Here is a 15,489-nt window from a genome sequence, read left to right on the forward strand (position 1 = left end):
TCCGGGCGGTACGCGCCCCGAGATCTGGCGGAATGTCAGGTGGTGGTCGGGGGAGGAACGGGTGTGTCGGGACACGAACCCGGCGATCTACGGAGGCGACGTTCGATGGCTGGCTCTACAGCGCCCGGAACCGCGAGAGCGGGCATGGACACGGAGTCCTCGGCCGCTCAGGTCGGTGAGGCGGAGCTGCGGCTGCTGCTCGCGGGCCTCACGGCGGTGCGGGACGGAGACTTCGGCACCCGGCTCCCCTCCGACGCGGACGGCCTGCTGGGCGAGATCGCCCTGGTCTTCAACGGCATGGTCGACCAGCTGTCGCGGTTCACCTCGGAGGTCACGCGGGTGGCCCGCGAGGTCGGCACCGAGGGAAGGCTCGGCGGACAGGCCCAGGTCCCGGGCGTCTCGGGTACGTGGGAGGACCTGACGGACTCCGTCAACGCCATGGCGGGCAACCTCACCACCCAGGTCCGCGACATCGCGCAGGTCGCCACCGCCGTCGCCAAGGGCGACCTGTCGCAGAAGATCACCGTGGACGCGCGCGGCGAGATCCTGGAGCTGAAGAACACCGTCAACACGATGGTCGACCAGCTCGGCTCGTTCGCCGGCGAGGTGACGCGCGTGGCGCGCGAGGTCGGCACCGAGGGCATCCTCGGCGGCCAGGCCGACGTGAAGGGCGTCTCGGGTACGTGGCGGGACCTCACCGACTCGGTGAACTTCATGGCCGGCAATCTCACCAGCCAGGTCCGCGCCATCGCGCAGGTCGCCACCGCCGTGGCGGAGGGCGACCTGTCGCAGAAGATCACCGTGGACGCGCGCGGCGAGATCCTGGAGCTCAAGAGCACCATCAACACGATGGTCGACCAGCTCGGCTCGTTCGCCGGCGAGGTGACGCGCGTGGCGCGCGAGGTCGGCACCGACGGCATCCTCGGCGGCCAGGCCGACGTGAAGGGCGTCTCGGGTACGTGGCGCGACCTCACCGAGTCGGTCAACGTGATGGCCGACAACCTGACCGCGCAGGTCCGCGCGATCGCCGAGGTCACCACGGCGGTGGCCCAGGGCGACCTCACGCAGAAGATCCGGGTCGACGCGCGCGGCGAGATCCTGGAGCTGAAGGAGACCATCAACACGATGGTCGACCAGCTCTCGGCCTTCGCGGACGAGGTGACGCGCGTGGCGCGCGAGGTCGGCACCGCCGGCAACCTCGGCGGCCAGGCCACCGTGCGCGGCGTCTCCGGCACGTGGAAGGACCTGACCGACAACGTCAACGTGATGGCGTTCAACCTGACCGGCCAGGTCCGGTCGATCGCCCAGGTCGCGGCCGCGGTCGCCCGCGGTGACCTGTCGCAGAAGATCACGGTGGAGGCGGAGGGCGAGGTCGCCGCCCTCGCCGGCGTGATCAACACCATGGTGGACACCCTGTCGGCCTTCGCCGACGAGGTGACCCGCGTGGCGCGCGAGGTCGGCACCGAGGGCATCCTCGGCGGCCAGGCCCGGGTGCCGAACGTGGCCGGCACGTGGAAGGACCTGACCGACAACGTCAACTTCATGGCGCACAACCTGACCAGTCAGGTGCGCAACATCGCGCAGGTCACCACCGCCGTCGCCCGTGGCGACCTGACGCGCAAGATCGACGTGGACGCCCGCGGCGAGATCCTGGAGCTGAAGACCACCATCAACACGATGGTCGACCAGCTCAGCTCCTTCGCCGCCGAGGTGACGCGCGTCGCGCGGGAGGTCGGCAGCGAGGGCCGGCTCGGCGGCCAGGCCGAGGTCGCGGGCGTCTCCGGCACCTGGAAGCGCCTCACGGAGAACGTCAACGAGCTGGCCGGCAACCTGACCCGGCAGGTCCGGGCGATCGCCGAGGTCACCAGCGCCGTGGCGGAGGGCGACCTCACCCGCTCCATCACCGTGGACGCCTCCGGCGAGGTCGCCGACCTCAAGGACAACATCAACTTCATGGTGGAGTCCCTGCGGGAGACCACACAGGCCAACGAGGAACAGGACTGGCTCAAGACCAACCTGGCCCGCATCACCGCCCTGATGCAGGGCCGGCGCGATCTGACGGTGGTGGCCGAGTCCATCATGGACGAGCTGACGCCCCTGGTCTCCGCCCAGTGCGGCGCCTTCTACCTGGCCGAGGACACGGCCGACGGCACCGTCCTCCAGCTGGTCGCCTCCTACGCCTTCCCGGACGGCGCCCGCCCGACCCGCTTCCGCCTCGGCGAGTCCTTCGTCGGCCAGGCGGCGCGCGGCCGGCGCCCCATCGCCGTCGACGACCTGCCGGCCGACTACCTGCCGGTGGCCGGCGGCCTCGGCCGGACCGAGGCGCTCTCCCTGATCGTCCTGCCCATCGTGGTCGAGGAGCAGGTGCTCGGCGTCATCGAGCTGGCGTCGGTGCACCGGTTCACCCAGATCCACCGGGACTTCCTGGACCAGCTCATGGAGGCGATCGGGGTGAACGTGAACACGATCGTCGCCAACGCCCGCACCGACGAGCTGCTCGGGGAGTCCCAGCGCCTGACCGCCGAACTCCAGGCCCGCTCGCAGGAACTCCAGGCGCGCCAGGAGGAACTGCAGGCCTCCAACAGCGAGCTGGAGGAGAAGGCGGCCCTGCTGGCCGCGCAGAACCGCGACATCGAGACCAAGAACCTGGAGATCGAACAGGCCCGCCAGGAACTGGAGGAGCGGGCCCACCAGCTGTCGCTCGCCTCCAAGTACAAGTCGGAGTTCCTGGCCAACATGAGCCACGAGCTGCGCACCCCGCTCAACAGCCTGCTCATCCTCGCGCAGCTGCTCGCCCAGAACCCGTCGCGCAACCTCACCGCGAAGCAGGTCGAGTACGCCGGGATCATCCACTCGGCCGGCTCCGACCTGCTCCAGCTGATCAACGACATCCTCGACCTGTCCAAGGTCGAGGCGGGGAAGATGGACGTCACCCCCGAGGTCGTTCCCGTGAGCGGACTCCTGGAGTACGTGGAGGCCACCTTCCGGCCGCTGACCGGCCAGAAGAACCTGTCCTTCGCCGTCCGCACCTCGCCGGACGTCCCCGAGGAGCTCCTCACCGACGACTACCGGCTCCGCCAGATCCTGCGGAACCTGCTGTCCAACGCGGTCAAGTTCACCGAACAGGGCGGCGTCGAGCTGCACATCGAGCCCGCCGACGAGTCCGCGATCCCCGACATCGTCCGCCGGGACGGCCTCGTGCTGGCGTTCCGGGTGCACGACACCGGCATCGGCATCGCGCCCCAGCACCTGGAGACCGTCTTCGGGGCCTTCCAGCAGGCCGACGGCACCACCAACCGCAAGTACGGCGGCACCGGCCTCGGCCTGTCCATCAGCCGCGAGATCGCCTACCTCCTGGGCGGCGCGATCACCGCCGAGAGCACCCTCGGGAAGGGCAGCAGCTTCACCCTCTACCTGCCGGCCGTCCACAAGGACTTCGCCGAGACCGCGCCGGCGCGCCCCCTGGAGGCGCGCGAGCAGGTCGCCATCGAGGGGACCGTCACGTACGACGAGGGCCCGGCGGCCGGTGTGGCGGCCACCCAGCAGCGCCGCCTCCTCGTGGTCGAGGCACGGCCCAACGGCCTCCTGTCGCTGGTGGCCGAGAGCGCCCTCGGCGACCTGCACCGCCAGGCCGAGGCACCCGGCCAGCGCGGGGTCGAGGTCATCACGGCGGTCGGCGCCCAGGACGCGGCGAGCACCCTGGCCACCCACCCCTGCCACTGCCTGGTCCTCGACCTGGACCTCGCCGACGGCGCGGCCTTCTCCCTGCTGGAGGGGATGGAACGCGACCCGGCCCTCCAGTCGGTGCCCGTCCTGGTCCACAGCGGACGGGGCGTCGCGTCCGAGGACGAGCGCCTGCTCAAACGGCAGGACGGCGCACGGCTCCTGGAGGTGATCACCAGCCTCGACGAGCTGCGCGAGCGCATCGCCCTGCACATGAGCGCCGACCGCCCCGGGGACGTCGTCCCGCTGGTGCGGGGCGCGGACACCACCAGCGTCGCCTGGCAGTCGGACGTGGACACGTCCCTCGCGGGCCGCACCGCACTGGTCGTGGACGACGACGACCGCAACCTGTACGCGATCACCGGCGTCCTGGAACTGCACGGGATGCGCGTCATGCAGGCGGAGAACGGGCGCGCGGCGCTCGACGCCCTGGCGGCGCACCCCGACATCGACGTGATCCTGATGGACGTGATGATGCCGGAGATGGACGGGTACACGGCCACCGCCGCGATCCGGGCGATGCCGGAACACGCCCGGCTGCCGATCATCGCGGTCACGGCCAAGGCCATGGTCGGCGACCGGGAGAAGAGCCTGGCGTCGGGAGCCACCGACTACATCACCAAGCCGGTCGATTCCGCGGAGCTGATCAGCCGCCTCAAGCACCACCTGGCGCTGTAGGGCGCACCGGCCGATAGCATTCCACGGATCCGAGGAGCGTCCTGACGTGCACCAGTCTTCCGAACCGCCCGGCGCGCACGGCGGCCTCGCCGCCGTGTCCGCCGACGCGCCCAGGGTCGGGCCCCCGCGTGACCCGGCCGTGCGGCCGGCGTCCGCGCCCGCCCACGAGCAGGACCCGGCGGCCGACCGCCGCGCGGACGCCTCCGCCGTCGGACGGCTGGCGAACACCGTCGAGCGGCTGCGCCAGGAGCTCCAGCGCGCCCACGCCGACGCCGCGGGGCGTGCCCTGGTCGAGATGGCCATGGGCATGCTGATCGAGCGGCTCGGCTGCAGCCCGGCCGAAGCCGCCGTCCAGCTGTCCGACCTGGCCGCCCAGGCCGACGTCTCCGTCCTGGAACTCGCGGCCGACCTCGTCAACCAGGCGGCAGCCGACCGGATCTCCGCCATCGCCCGCGACTTCGTCCGGTCCTCGGCCGAGCCCGCGTCCGACTCCGCCGCGCTGCGCCTGCGCTGCGCCCAGGCGCACGCCCTCGCGGGCGGCGACACCGGGGCGGCGGCCCGCTCGATGCTCGACCAGGCGCTCCGCCCGCTCGGCGCCGTCGCCGTCGCCATCTGGGCGGCCCACCCCGACCAGTCCCTGTCCCTCGCCGGCAGCGCGGGCTTCAGCCCCCAGGAGGCCACCCGCTGGCGGCACGTGCCGCCCGGCGTGCCCACGCCCGCCCGCCGGGCCCTCGACGAGCGGGCCGCCGTCGGCTACGCCACCCTGGCCGACGCCGCCCTGCCCTCGATCGGGCAGCACGACGTGGGCGGCGGGCGGCTCGCCGTCCCCGCCGGGATCGGCGGACGGCTCACGGGCGTCCTCGAGATCTGCTGGCCCGACCGGCTGCCGGCGCTGTCCCAGTCGCTGGAGCGGCAGTTCGAGGCGCTCGCGGAGCTGGCCGCGGCGACCCTGGAGACCTGGTCCGACCTCGGCGGCACCGAACAGGACGCGCCGGACGCGCACCTGGAGGACCTCCGCCGGCTCGTCGACGGCCTCTCCGACCCCTGCCTCATCCTCCAGATGGCGCCGGACAGCGCGGAGATGCCGCTCGAATTCACCATCCGGTACGTCAACCCGGCCTTCGTCGACTTCGCCGGCCGCCCCGCCGGCGCCATCGTGGGCGCCGGTCTCCTGGAGGCGTACCCGCTCGCGGCGGAAGCCGGCGGCCTCATGGAGAAGGTCGAGCACGTCTTCGTCACCGGCGAGCCGTTCCGCGCCACCAACATGAAGCTCACGGCCATGGTCGAGGGCGTGCCGCTCAGCGCCCGGGCCCGGGTGAGCATCAGCCGCCACGGCGACAGCGTGGCCGTGGTCTGGCGCCTCGACGACGGCACGCCCCGGGTGGCGCGGCTGCTCCAGCACGCCCAGCGCCTCGGACGCATCGGCGGTTTCGAGGAGAACCTGCAGACCGGCCAGATCGCCTGGAACGAGACCGTCTACGAGCTGCACGGCCTGTCGCCCACCGCGCAGCCGATCCCGCTGGACCAGCTCGCCGATCACGTCCACCCCGACGACCAGCACAACATCGGCCGGTTCCTGCGCACGCTGCTGCACCACGAGCGGCCGGCGTCCACGGCCTTCCGGCTGCAGCGCCCCGACGGGGTGGCCCGCCACATCCGTATCGTCGCCGAGCCGGTGCGCGACGCCGACGCGGGCCTGCGCATCGTCCGCGGGGCGTACCAGGACATCTCCGCCCAGCACTGGACGGAAGTGGCGCTCGCCGCGACGCGGGACCAGCTGATCCAGACCGAGCTGCAGGCGGCCGAGGGCAACCGGCTCGTCCTCCAGCTCCAGCACGCGATCATGCCGCCGGCCCGCGGCACCTTCAGCCTCCACGACCTGCAGGTGGCCGTCCGCTACCGGCCGGCCGAGAAGGAGCACCTCGTGGGCGGTGACTGGTACGACACCCTCACCCTGCCCTCCGGCGAGGTGCTGCTCTGCGTGGGGGACGTCGCCGGCCACGGCATCGACGCCGCCACCGGCATGGTCGCGTTGCGCAACGCCCTGCGCGGCCTCGCCGCCACCGGCGCGGGCCCCGCGCAGCTGCTGACCTGGCTCAACAGCATCACGCACCAGCTGACCGAGAACCTCACGGCGACCGCGGCCTGCGGCCTGTACGACCCCGTGACCCGCCGTCTGCGCTGGGCGCGCGCCGGGCACCTGCCTCCCGTCCTCCTGCGGGAGGGGCGCGCCACCACCCTTCCGCAGCTCGGCGGTATCCTCCTCGGCGTGTTGGAACAGGCGGAGTACGACGAGGACGAGGTCCACCTCCAGCCCGGTGACGTCCTGGTGATGTACACCGACGGCCTCATCGAACGCCGTGACCAGGGGCTGCAGGCCTCCCTGGCGAACCTGGTCGCCCTGACCGAGAAAGCCGACAGCGAGTCCGGGGAGCGCCTCAACTCCCTGGAGGCGCGCCTGGACCACCTCCTGCGCTACAGCGGCTCGGACACGGACGACGACACCTGCCTCGTCGGCGTCCTGGTCCAGGAACCTGAGCGCGGGTAGCCCCCTTTTCCGTTCGTACGCAAGGAGCACACCATCACGATGCGAGCCGACAACGGGCAGGAGACCGCGGCACAGGGCGCGCCCGGGCCGGAGGCGTCACCGGCCGAGGTGCCGCGCGCCGAGGCCGCGGTGTCGCTGCGGACGCACCGGACCGAGACGGGCGTGGCCGTGGTCACGATCGTCGGGGACCTCGACTTCGACACGCTGGCGGCCGTCCAGGACGGGCTGACCGGCCTCGCCGAGGAGCGGCCGCCCGCGCTGGTGGTCGACCTCGCGCAGGTCGGCTTCTGCGACTCCTCGGGCCTGAACCTGCTGCTGCGCACCCGTGCGGCGGCGGTCGCCGCGGGCTCGGAGCTGCGCCTGGCCGGGGTCACCCCCGGCGTGATGAGGGTGCTGGAGCTGACCGGCGCCGACACCGTGTTCTCCCTCTACGGCTCCGTCGCCGACGCGGTCGAGGCCTGACGGGCCGGGCGCCCGCCACGGGCGCGCCGCGGCGGAGGGACCCGCGCCCGGCGCGGTCACGGCGGGCGGGCCCGGTCCCGGCACGGCCCGCGGGACCGGCGTGCGCCGGCGGGACCTGCGGTGTTCGGCCGAGGGTCGCCCCGTGTTTCCCGGCGGCCGTTACGGTACGGCGGTGAAGGAGCGCGCCCAGGTGCGCAGCAGGCCGTCGTCCCCGACGGTGAAGACGTCCACGAAGCGCTGCTCCGGGGCGGCGCCGTCCGCGGGGATCCGGCGGCCGGTGACGGTCACCGTGCGGTCGCGGGCCGTCAGGCGGTCGACGGCGTGGCGGACCCGGGGGAAGGCGGGCAGGGCATGGGCGCGCAGTGCCTCCGTACGGCCCCGGGCGGGCGGGCGCCCCGGGAGCTGCGCCACCACCGCCTCGTGCAGCAGTGAGCCGCATCCGTCCGGGTCGCCCGCGTCGAGGTAGTCGTAGAGCAGCCGGACGTGATCGGCGCCCGCGGCGGTCAGCAGATCCACCGGCCCCACCCCTCCTCTCCGTAGCGTCCTCGTGTCGTCATGGCTGTTCAACGGAGCCCACCCCTTTCCCCTTCCCCTCCACGATGCGGCGCCCGCCCAACTCCCTGTTATCGCCCGCTTATCGCGACAGGGATCTTCACGGCATGGACAGGACAGGGAGGGATGTGGAGACTGTCTTCACTCGATCCTGGCGTCCCGGCGTGTACCTGCGCGGTCCGGTCCCGTCCGGTGCTGTCCGGCGTGTCGACTCATCTGTTGCGTGGGGGAATCAGTGGCTGCTGCCGACGGCGGGTTAACGGATCAGAGCGACCCGGACGGGCCCCGGCTCACCTTCCGGGTCCTGGGACCGCTGCAGGTCCAGGGGTCCGCCGGGCCGCTGCGCGTGCCTCCGGGCCGGCAGGAGGTGATCCTCGCCGCCCTGCTCCTGGAGAGCAACAGGGTCGTCAGCACCAGTCAGCTCGTCGACCTCATCTGGGAGGACAACCCGCCGGAGACGGCCCGCACCCAGGTCCAGATCTGCGTCTCCCGGCTGCGGAAGATGCTCGCCGGCGCCGACGGCGAGGTCTCCCTCGTCACCCGGCCGCCCGGCTACGTCCTCCACACCGGCGCCGACAACGTCGACGCCGCCCTCTTCACGGCACTCGTCCAGCGTGCCCGCAGCCTCGGCGAGACCGGGCGCCCCGAGGAAGCGGTGGGGATCCTGAGATCGGCGGTCACCCTGTGGCAGGGGGACTGCCTCACCGGCCTCGACTCCGGCCCGCTCGCCAACAAGGCTCGCCGGTTCAACGAGGAACGGCTCGCCGCCGTCGAGCTCCGCATCCGGCTCGAACTCGAACTCGGCCATCACGACCGGCTCGTGAGCGAACTCCAGATGCTCACCCACGAGCACCCCCTGCGCGAGAAGCTCCACGGGCAGCTCATCCAGGCCCTGTACTGGTCCGGCCGCCAGGCCGAGGCCCTGGAGGCCTTCCGCGCCGCGCGCCGCTACCTCGCCGAGGAACTCGGCCTCGAACCCAGCCGCGAGCTGCGCGACCTCGAGGCCGCCATCCTCGCCGGTGAACTCCCGCCCCCCGCCGTCCCGTCCACCGGTGCGGCCCCGCCCGCCGCCCGCCCGGACGAGGAGCCGGAGAAGGCGGCGGAGGAACCTGCCGCCGAGAGGACACCGGCACCCGCCGCCGCATCCGTACGGCACGACACCGTGCCGCACCAACTCCCCGCCGACACGGCCGACTTCGTCGCGGACGCACAGCGGCTGGCCGCCCTGGAGGAGGCGCTCACCGGCGGCGGGGGACGGGCCACCGTCGGATTCGCCGCCATCACCGGCAAACCCGGCACCGGGAAGTCCACCCTCGCCGTCCACGTCGCCCACGCCCTGGCCGAGACCGGCTTCCCCGACGGCCAGCTCTACTGCGACCTGCGCGGCACCACCGGCGCCCCCGCCACCCCCGTCGAAGTCCTCGGGCGGTTCCTGCGCGCCCTCGGCATCCCCGGCCAGCTCATCCCCGAATCCCTCGACGAACGCGCCGAGATGTACCGCACCCGTCTCGCCGCCCGCCGCCTCCTCGTGGTCCTGGACGACGCCGCCGGGGAGGGCCAGGTCCTGCCGCTGCTCCCCGGCAGCCGGGGCTGCGCCGTCCTCGTCACCAGCCGCGCCCGCCTCACGGCCCTGCCCGGTGCCCACCGCGTCGAACTCGACGTCCTGGACGAGGACCGTGCCCTGGAACTCCTCGCGCGCATCATCGGCGCGGACCGGGTCGCCGGCGAGGCCGTCGCCGCCGAGGCCCTCGTCCGCACCGTCGGCCGGCTCCCGCTCGCCCTCCGGATCGTCGCCGCCCGCCTCGCCGCCCGGCCGCACTGGACCCTCGCATCGATGGTGCAGCGGCTCGCCGACGAACGGAACCGGCTGGACGAACTCACCCACGGCGAGATGACCATGCGGGCCAGCCTCTCCCTCACCTACGAGGGACTGGCCCCCGAGGACCGCGGGCTGCTGCGCCTGCTCAGCATGGCGCAGGCCCCCACCCTGCCGAGCTGGCTCGCCGGCGCCCTCCTCGACGACCGCCGCCCCTTCCCCTCCGACCTCATGGAACCCCTCGTCGACGTGCAGATGCTCGACGTCGCCGGGGTGGAACCGACCGGCGGCTTCCGTTACCGCTTCCACGAGATCATCCGCGTCTACGCCCGCGAACAGCTCGCCGCCCAGCACCCGCCCGAGGCCCGGCGGGCCGCCTTCGCCCGCATGGCCGGCGGCTGGATGCACCTGGCCCAGGAGGCCCACCGCAAGGTCTACGGCGGCGACTTCACCGTCCTGCACGGCGACGCCCCCCGCTGGGCACCGCCCGCCACGTACACCGACGAAACCCTCGCCGACCCGCTGGCCTGGCTCGACGCCGAACAGACCGCCCTGTGCGGCATGGTCGGGCACGCCGCCGAGGAAGGACTGCACGACCTCTGCTGGGACCTCGCCACCTCCCTCGTCACCCTCTTCGAGGTGCGCGGCCACTACGACCTCTGGGAACGGACCCACCTCACCGCCCTCGCCGCCGTCCGCAAGGCGGGCAACCTGCGCGGCACCGCCGCCGTCCGCGCCTCCCTCGGCTCGCTCTACATGAGCCGCAGCCAGTACGACACCGCCCGGCAGGCCCTCACCTCGGCCCTGGACGTCTTCCAGGCCCTCGACGAACCCATGGGCGAGGCACTCTGCCGCCGCGACATGGCCCTCATCGCCCGGACCGGCGGCGACGACGCCACGGCCCTGGAGCTCTACCGGCGCTCCCTCGCCGACTTCGACCGGGCCGGCGACATCGTCGGCCGCGCCATCGTCCTCACGCAGAGCGCCCACATCCGCATGCGGCAGGGCGAGACCGACCTCGCGCAGCGGCAGCTCGACGAGGCGCTCGACATCTACGAGGGCATCGGATACACCGGCGGTCGCGCCCGGACCCTGCGGCGGGTCGGACAGGTCCTCCTGGAACAGGGGCAGAGCGATCTGGCGGTCCTCACCTTCACGGAGGTGCTGGAACTCTGCCGGGACTCCGGTGACGTGATCGGGGAAGGGCACCTGCTGCGCGATCTGGGTCACGCCTTCGCGATGATGGGGCGGCCGGACCGGGCCCGTGACTTCTACGACCGGGCGGTCGCCGCGCGGGAGCAGATCATGGATTTTAGCGGGGGCGCCTTGGCACGCCTCGACCTCGCCCGGCTGCTGAAGGAGGAGCCGGTCCGTTCGCGGGAGCTGCTGACGCCCGCGGTCGCGGTGTTCCGGGAGCGGCGGATGACCCGGGAGCTGGTGGAGGCGGAGCGGCTGCTCGGCACCTGCTGAGAAGGGTGCCCGTCGCGAGAGGGGCGCGTGGCGGGGGCGGGGCGCCGGGGGAGGGGCGCCCGGTGCGCGGAGGGCGTTCACCGCGCGGGCGGGAGACGCGGGAGTCCGCGGGGCCGGGTGACCGGTGCGCTCGTGGCCGGCGCGCGGAGCGGTGTTCAGTCCCAGGGGTTGTTGCCGTCGGTGGTGCCGGTGCCGCCCGTCGCACCCGGGGTGGGGGTGGCCGAGGTGCTCGGGGTGGTGGTGGCCGGGGCGGTCCCGTCGGCCCAGCTCGTCTGGAGACCGGCGCCCGTCACCAGGACGATCAGCGCGGAGGTGACGGCGGCGCGGAGGGCGGTGCGGCGGGTGGCGGTGGTCTTCGACATCGGATTCTCCGTCTCGTCGGGGCTGGCGTTTCCTTCTGACCACCAACGTAGGGAGCGGCGGATTCACCGCACCGGCCGCTGCCCTATCCCCCCGCTATCACCGCGCCGCCCCCGGTATCACGCCCGCCCGGACCGCTGTCGCGCGGCTGCCGGCGGACTCCGTACGGCCCCCGTGGCGGTGCCGCTCCCGGTTAGTGACGCGATGCCCGGTCGATAGGCGGCCTTCGGAGTCTGGGTCCCAGCAGACGGCGAGGTCACCGCCGCGACCGGCCCCGACCAGGCCGGCCGCCGCCCGGTCCCCCGCCCCCACCTGACCAGCGGGAGCTCTCCATGACGACCGGTTTCTCCCCCGAGGGCACGACGACGGCCACCGCCGCCCTCGGCACCCTCATCCGCGGACACCGCCTCCGCATCGGGCTCACCCAGCGCGAACTCGCGGACCTCTCCACCATCAGCGTCCGCGCCATCCGGGACCTGGAGAAGGGCAAGGCCCTCCGACCGCGTGCCGAAACGATCCGCCTGATAGCCGACGGGCTCCGGCTCGGGCCCCGCGCGAGGACCGCCCTCGAAGAGGCCGTCCGCCGCGGCCACCACGGCGGCGGCACCCGGCAGCCGCTCCTGGAGCGGTGCGCGCCGCCCGCCCCCCTCCACCCGCTGATCGGCCGCCGGGCCGAGGCCGCCGTCCTCGCCGAGGAGCTGCGCTCCGGCGCCGAACGCCTCGTCACCGTCGTCGGGCTGAGCGGTGTCGGCAAGACCCGGCTCGCCCTGGAGACCGCCGCCCGGCTGCACGACGCGGGCTTTCCCGTCCTCTGGCACACGGCCCCCGGGGCCGTCACCGACTCCCTGCCGCCCGACGACGACCCGCTGCTCGCCCTGACCACCGCCTGCGCCGCCCACCTCCAGGGCCCCGGTTCCCGTCAGCACCCGGGCGCCCACGGCACCGGGGCCGGCGCCGACGCCCCCGTCTCCGCCGACGAGCAGCCGCCCGCCGCCCTCCTCGCCGCACTCGGGGACCGCGACGCCCTCCTGGTCCTCGACGGCGCCGCGCCGGCCCGGCTCGACTTCCCCCGACTGACCCGGCTGCTGCGTGAACTCCCCGGCCTGCGCGTCCTCCTGACCGCCGACACCCCCTGGGACGTCCCCGGCGAACGCCTCTTCCTCCTCGCCCCGCTCGACGCCCCGCGGCCCGACGACCCGGCCCGCGCCGACGCCCCCGCCGTACGGTTCCTCCTCGGCCGGATCCGCCAGGTCCGCCCCGACATCGTCCCCGACGAGCGGAACCTCGCCGACGTCGCCTGGGTGGCGCACCGCCTCGACGGACACCCGCTCGCCCTCGCCGCGGCCGCGTCCTGGCTCACCGTCTGCGACCTGTCCACCCTGCGCGGCATCGTGGAGACCGACCCGGCCGCGCTCCTCGACCACCTCGCCGACGGCCGTTCCGGCTCCCACCTCCGCGACGGAGTCCTCCGCACGCTGGCCCAGCTCCCGCCCGGCCCGCGTGAACTCGTCGCCCGCCTGTGCGCGGCGGACGGGGACGACTTCGACCTGGACGAGATCGTCCGGCTCACCGGCCGGTCCCTGCCGGACTGCGGCCGCATGGTCAGGGCGCTGCTCATCGGCGGCGTCATCCGCCCCGGCACCGACCACGGCCGTTCCGCCTTCCGTGTGCTCCGCGTCGTCCGGGCCCTCGCCGCCCGCCCGGAGGCCGGCCCGCCGGCACACGCCGCCTCCGCCGGCCCTTCCGGGCTCACGGAACCCCGCGGTTCCGCCGCCTCCGCCGTCGCCGCGTCCGCTGCCGCCTGACTGCCGCAGCGCCGCCGATCCGCTGCCGTACCGCCGGATCAACTGCCGGTCGGGGCCCACCCGCACGGGTTGTATGGCCAGGGCCGCCCCGGCCGGGATGCCACCCGGGGCCGCCACCACCGTGACGTGACCCCACAGGAGCCCCCATGCCGTTCGACACGCCCGTCGCATCCGCACCGGCCGCCGTGCGGCTGCCGCTCTCCGTGGCCCAGCGGGACATCTGGACGGCCCACGTCCTCGACCCCACCGGCGTCACGTACAACGTCGGCGAGTGCCGGGAGATCGACGGCCCCGTCGACCCCCACCTCATGGCGGCCGCCTGGCGCCGCCTGGTGGAGGAGGCAGACTTCCTGCGCGTCCGCGGCTTCGAGGAGGACGGCGAGCGGGTCTGGCAGCTCCTCGACGCCGACGCGGGCAGCCGCACCCTGCCCTTCACCGACGTCAGCGGCGCGGCCGACCCCGAGGCGGCGGCCTGGGAACTCATCGACGGGCTCATCGGCACGCCCTTCGACCTGACCGGCGAGCCCCCGGTCCGCTGCGCCCTCGTCAAACTGGGGGAGGAGCGCTTCTTCTACTTCTACGGCTTCCACCACCTGGTCGTGGACGGCGCCGGTGCGTCCCTGGCCCTCGCCCGGCTCGTCGAGCTGTACGAGCGGGCCGTCGCCGGTGAACCCTGGGGCCCGTCCCCCTTCGGCTCCCTGGCCGACCTCCTGGCCGAGGACGCCGTCTACCGCGCCTCCGAGGAGGCCGCCGCCGACCTCGCCGCCTGGCGCGTCCACCTGGCCGGCGCCCCGGACGCACCCGCCGACCTCGTCCGGGGCCGCGACCGGGCACCGGCCGCCCACGGCCGCCTGCCCTTCGCCCGGCGCAGCGTCCTCCTCCCGCCCACCGACGCGGACCGGCTCCGTACCGCCGCCCGCGCCGAACGGGTCAACTGGTCCGTCCTCCTCATCGCCCTCTTCGCGGCCTACCTCCATCGCGTCACCGCCCGTGAGGAACTCGTCATCGCCCTGCCGGTGACCGGCCGCACCACCCGCACCGCCCGCAGCACCCCCGGCATGATGTCGAACATCGTCCCCCTGCGCCTGGCGGTACGCCCGGAGGACCGCTTCGGCGACCTCGTCCGGACCGTCGCCGCCGAGGTCAAGCACGGACTGCGCCACCAGCGGACCCGCTACGAGGACCTGCGCCGGGACTCCGGAACCCTCGCCGGCTGCCGGCCGGCCGGCCCGGTCCTCAACATCATGGGCTTCCACGCCGAACTGACCGTCTGCGGCCACCCCACCGTCAACCACAACGTGAGCAACGGCCCGGTCCACGGCCTGAACGTCGCCGTCCTCGACCTCGGCGCCGCCCACGGCCTCCGCGTCGACTTCGACACCCCCGTCACGGACGTCGACCCGGAGCTGACCGCCGCCCACCAGGACCGCTTCACCGCCTTCGTCAGCGACTTCCTCGCCGACGCCGCCGCCTCGGCCGCCGCCGGCATCGCCGACCTGGACGTCCTGCGCCCCGAGGAACGCGCCCTCCTGACCGGGGCCTGGGCCGGCCCGGGCGGTACCCCCACCGACACCACCCTGGTCGCCCGCTTCGAGGAGCGGGTACGGCTCCACCCGGACCGTACGGCTCTGGTGGACGGCGAGCGGCGGATCTCGTACGGGGAACTCAACGCCTCCGCCAACCGGTTGGCGCACGCCCTGCGCGCCCGGGGCCTCGGACGCGGGGACCTGGCCGGCGTCCTCCTGGAGCGGGGGGCCGCCTTCGCCACCGCCCTCCTCGCCGTCCTCAAGACGGGCGCCGCCCACGTCCTGCTGGACCCCGACTTCCCCGACGAGCGGCTGCGTTCGGCGGCCGTGGACGCCGGGATCGGGCATCTGGTCACCGCGCCGGGGACGGCGGGGCGCCTCGAAGGCCCGTGGGTGACCCATCCGGCCGGGGAGGGAGACACAACGGAGGCGGACGGCGACCTCGGTGTGGTCATCGGCCCGGACGATGCGGCGTGTGTGATGTTCACGTCGGGGTCCACGGGGCGGCCGAAGGGGATTTTGTCGTCGCACCGGAATCTGGTGTCGACG

The 15,489-nt window shown here is 73.9% G+C and carries 8 protein-coding genes; 6 read left to right on the top strand and 2 right to left on the bottom strand.

The features are described from left to right. The first annotated feature begins 144 nt into the window (after nucleotides 1–144). From ACFY60_RS24710 to ACFY60_RS24720, 3 genes are read left to right on the top strand one after another with little or no spacing between them, the layout of a single operon-like run. Complete coding sequence (locus ACFY60_RS24710; protein ID WP_388617151.1) at nucleotides 145–4,401, top strand: HAMP domain-containing protein; 4,257 nt, start codon at nucleotides 145–147, stop codon at nucleotides 4,399–4,401. Nucleotides 4,402–4,447: 46 nt separating this feature from the next. Next, entirely contained in the window at nucleotides 4,448–6,949 is a 2,502-nt protein-coding gene (locus ACFY60_RS24715) for a SpoIIE family protein phosphatase (protein WP_388617154.1), read from the top strand. 39 nt (nucleotides 6,950–6,988) lie between these two features. Beyond that, the gene (locus ACFY60_RS24720; protein WP_388617157.1) at nucleotides 6,989–7,411 is read left to right on the top strand and encodes an STAS domain-containing protein; all 423 of its coding nucleotides are present in this window, start codon (nucleotides 6,989–6,991) and stop codon (nucleotides 7,409–7,411) included. A 159-nt stretch (nucleotides 7,412–7,570) separates the two neighbouring features. Here ACFY60_RS24720 and ACFY60_RS24725 read toward each other — a convergent pair whose 3' ends face one another. Next, nucleotides 7,571–7,927, bottom strand: coding sequence for a nuclear transport factor 2 family protein (locus ACFY60_RS24725; RefSeq protein WP_388617160.1), 357 nt, complete (start codon nucleotides 7,925–7,927; stop codon nucleotides 7,571–7,573). Between the two features lie 271 nt (nucleotides 7,928–8,198). On the opposite strand from ACFY60_RS24725, the gene ACFY60_RS24730 reads away from it, so the two are divergent. Beyond that, nucleotides 8,199–11,249 carry a BTAD domain-containing putative transcriptional regulator gene (locus ACFY60_RS24730; RefSeq protein ID WP_388617163.1) on the top strand — a complete coding sequence of 1,017 codons (3,051 nt, stop codon included), beginning with the start codon at nucleotides 8,199–8,201 and terminating at the stop codon, nucleotides 11,247–11,249. A 155-nt stretch (nucleotides 11,250–11,404) separates the two neighbouring features. Here the strand turns inward: ACFY60_RS24730 and ACFY60_RS24735 are convergent, their stop codons facing one another. Next, complete coding sequence (locus tag ACFY60_RS24735; protein WP_388617165.1) at nucleotides 11,405–11,611, bottom strand: hypothetical protein; 207 nt, start codon at nucleotides 11,609–11,611, stop codon at nucleotides 11,405–11,407. A 330-nt stretch (nucleotides 11,612–11,941) separates the two neighbouring features. On the opposite strand from ACFY60_RS24735, the gene ACFY60_RS24740 reads away from it, so the two are divergent. Next, a complete protein-coding gene (locus ACFY60_RS24740) occupies nucleotides 11,942–13,414 on the top strand; it encodes a helix-turn-helix domain-containing protein (protein ID WP_388617168.1) in 1,473 nt (490 codons plus the stop codon). 146 nt (nucleotides 13,415–13,560) lie between these two features. Beyond that, nucleotides 13,561–15,489: condensation domain-containing protein (locus ACFY60_RS24745; protein WP_388617170.1), on the top strand; the 1,929-nt coding region annotated here is incomplete at its 3' end.

It is taken from the genome of Streptomyces sp. NPDC012827, from assembly GCF_042900905.1.
Classification (GTDB): domain Bacteria; phylum Actinomycetota; class Actinomycetes; order Streptomycetales; family Streptomycetaceae; genus Streptomyces; species Streptomyces gulbargensis.

Excerpts from the sequence above, each read along its gene's own strand:
- ACFY60_RS24710 (WP_388617151.1), top strand. The coding sequence starts at position 145 with ATGGACACGGAGTCCTCGGCCGCTCAGGTCGGTGAGGCGGAGCTGCGG.
- ACFY60_RS24720 (WP_388617157.1), top strand. The coding sequence starts at position 6,989 with ATGCGAGCCGACAACGGGCAGGAGACCGCGGCACAGGGCGCGCCCGGG.
- ACFY60_RS24735 (WP_388617165.1), bottom strand. The coding sequence starts at position 11,611 with ATGTCGAAGACCACCGCCACCCGCCGCACCGCCCTCCGCGCCGCCGTC.
- ACFY60_RS24740 (WP_388617168.1), top strand. The coding sequence starts at position 11,942 with ATGACGACCGGTTTCTCCCCCGAGGGCACGACGACGGCCACCGCCGCC.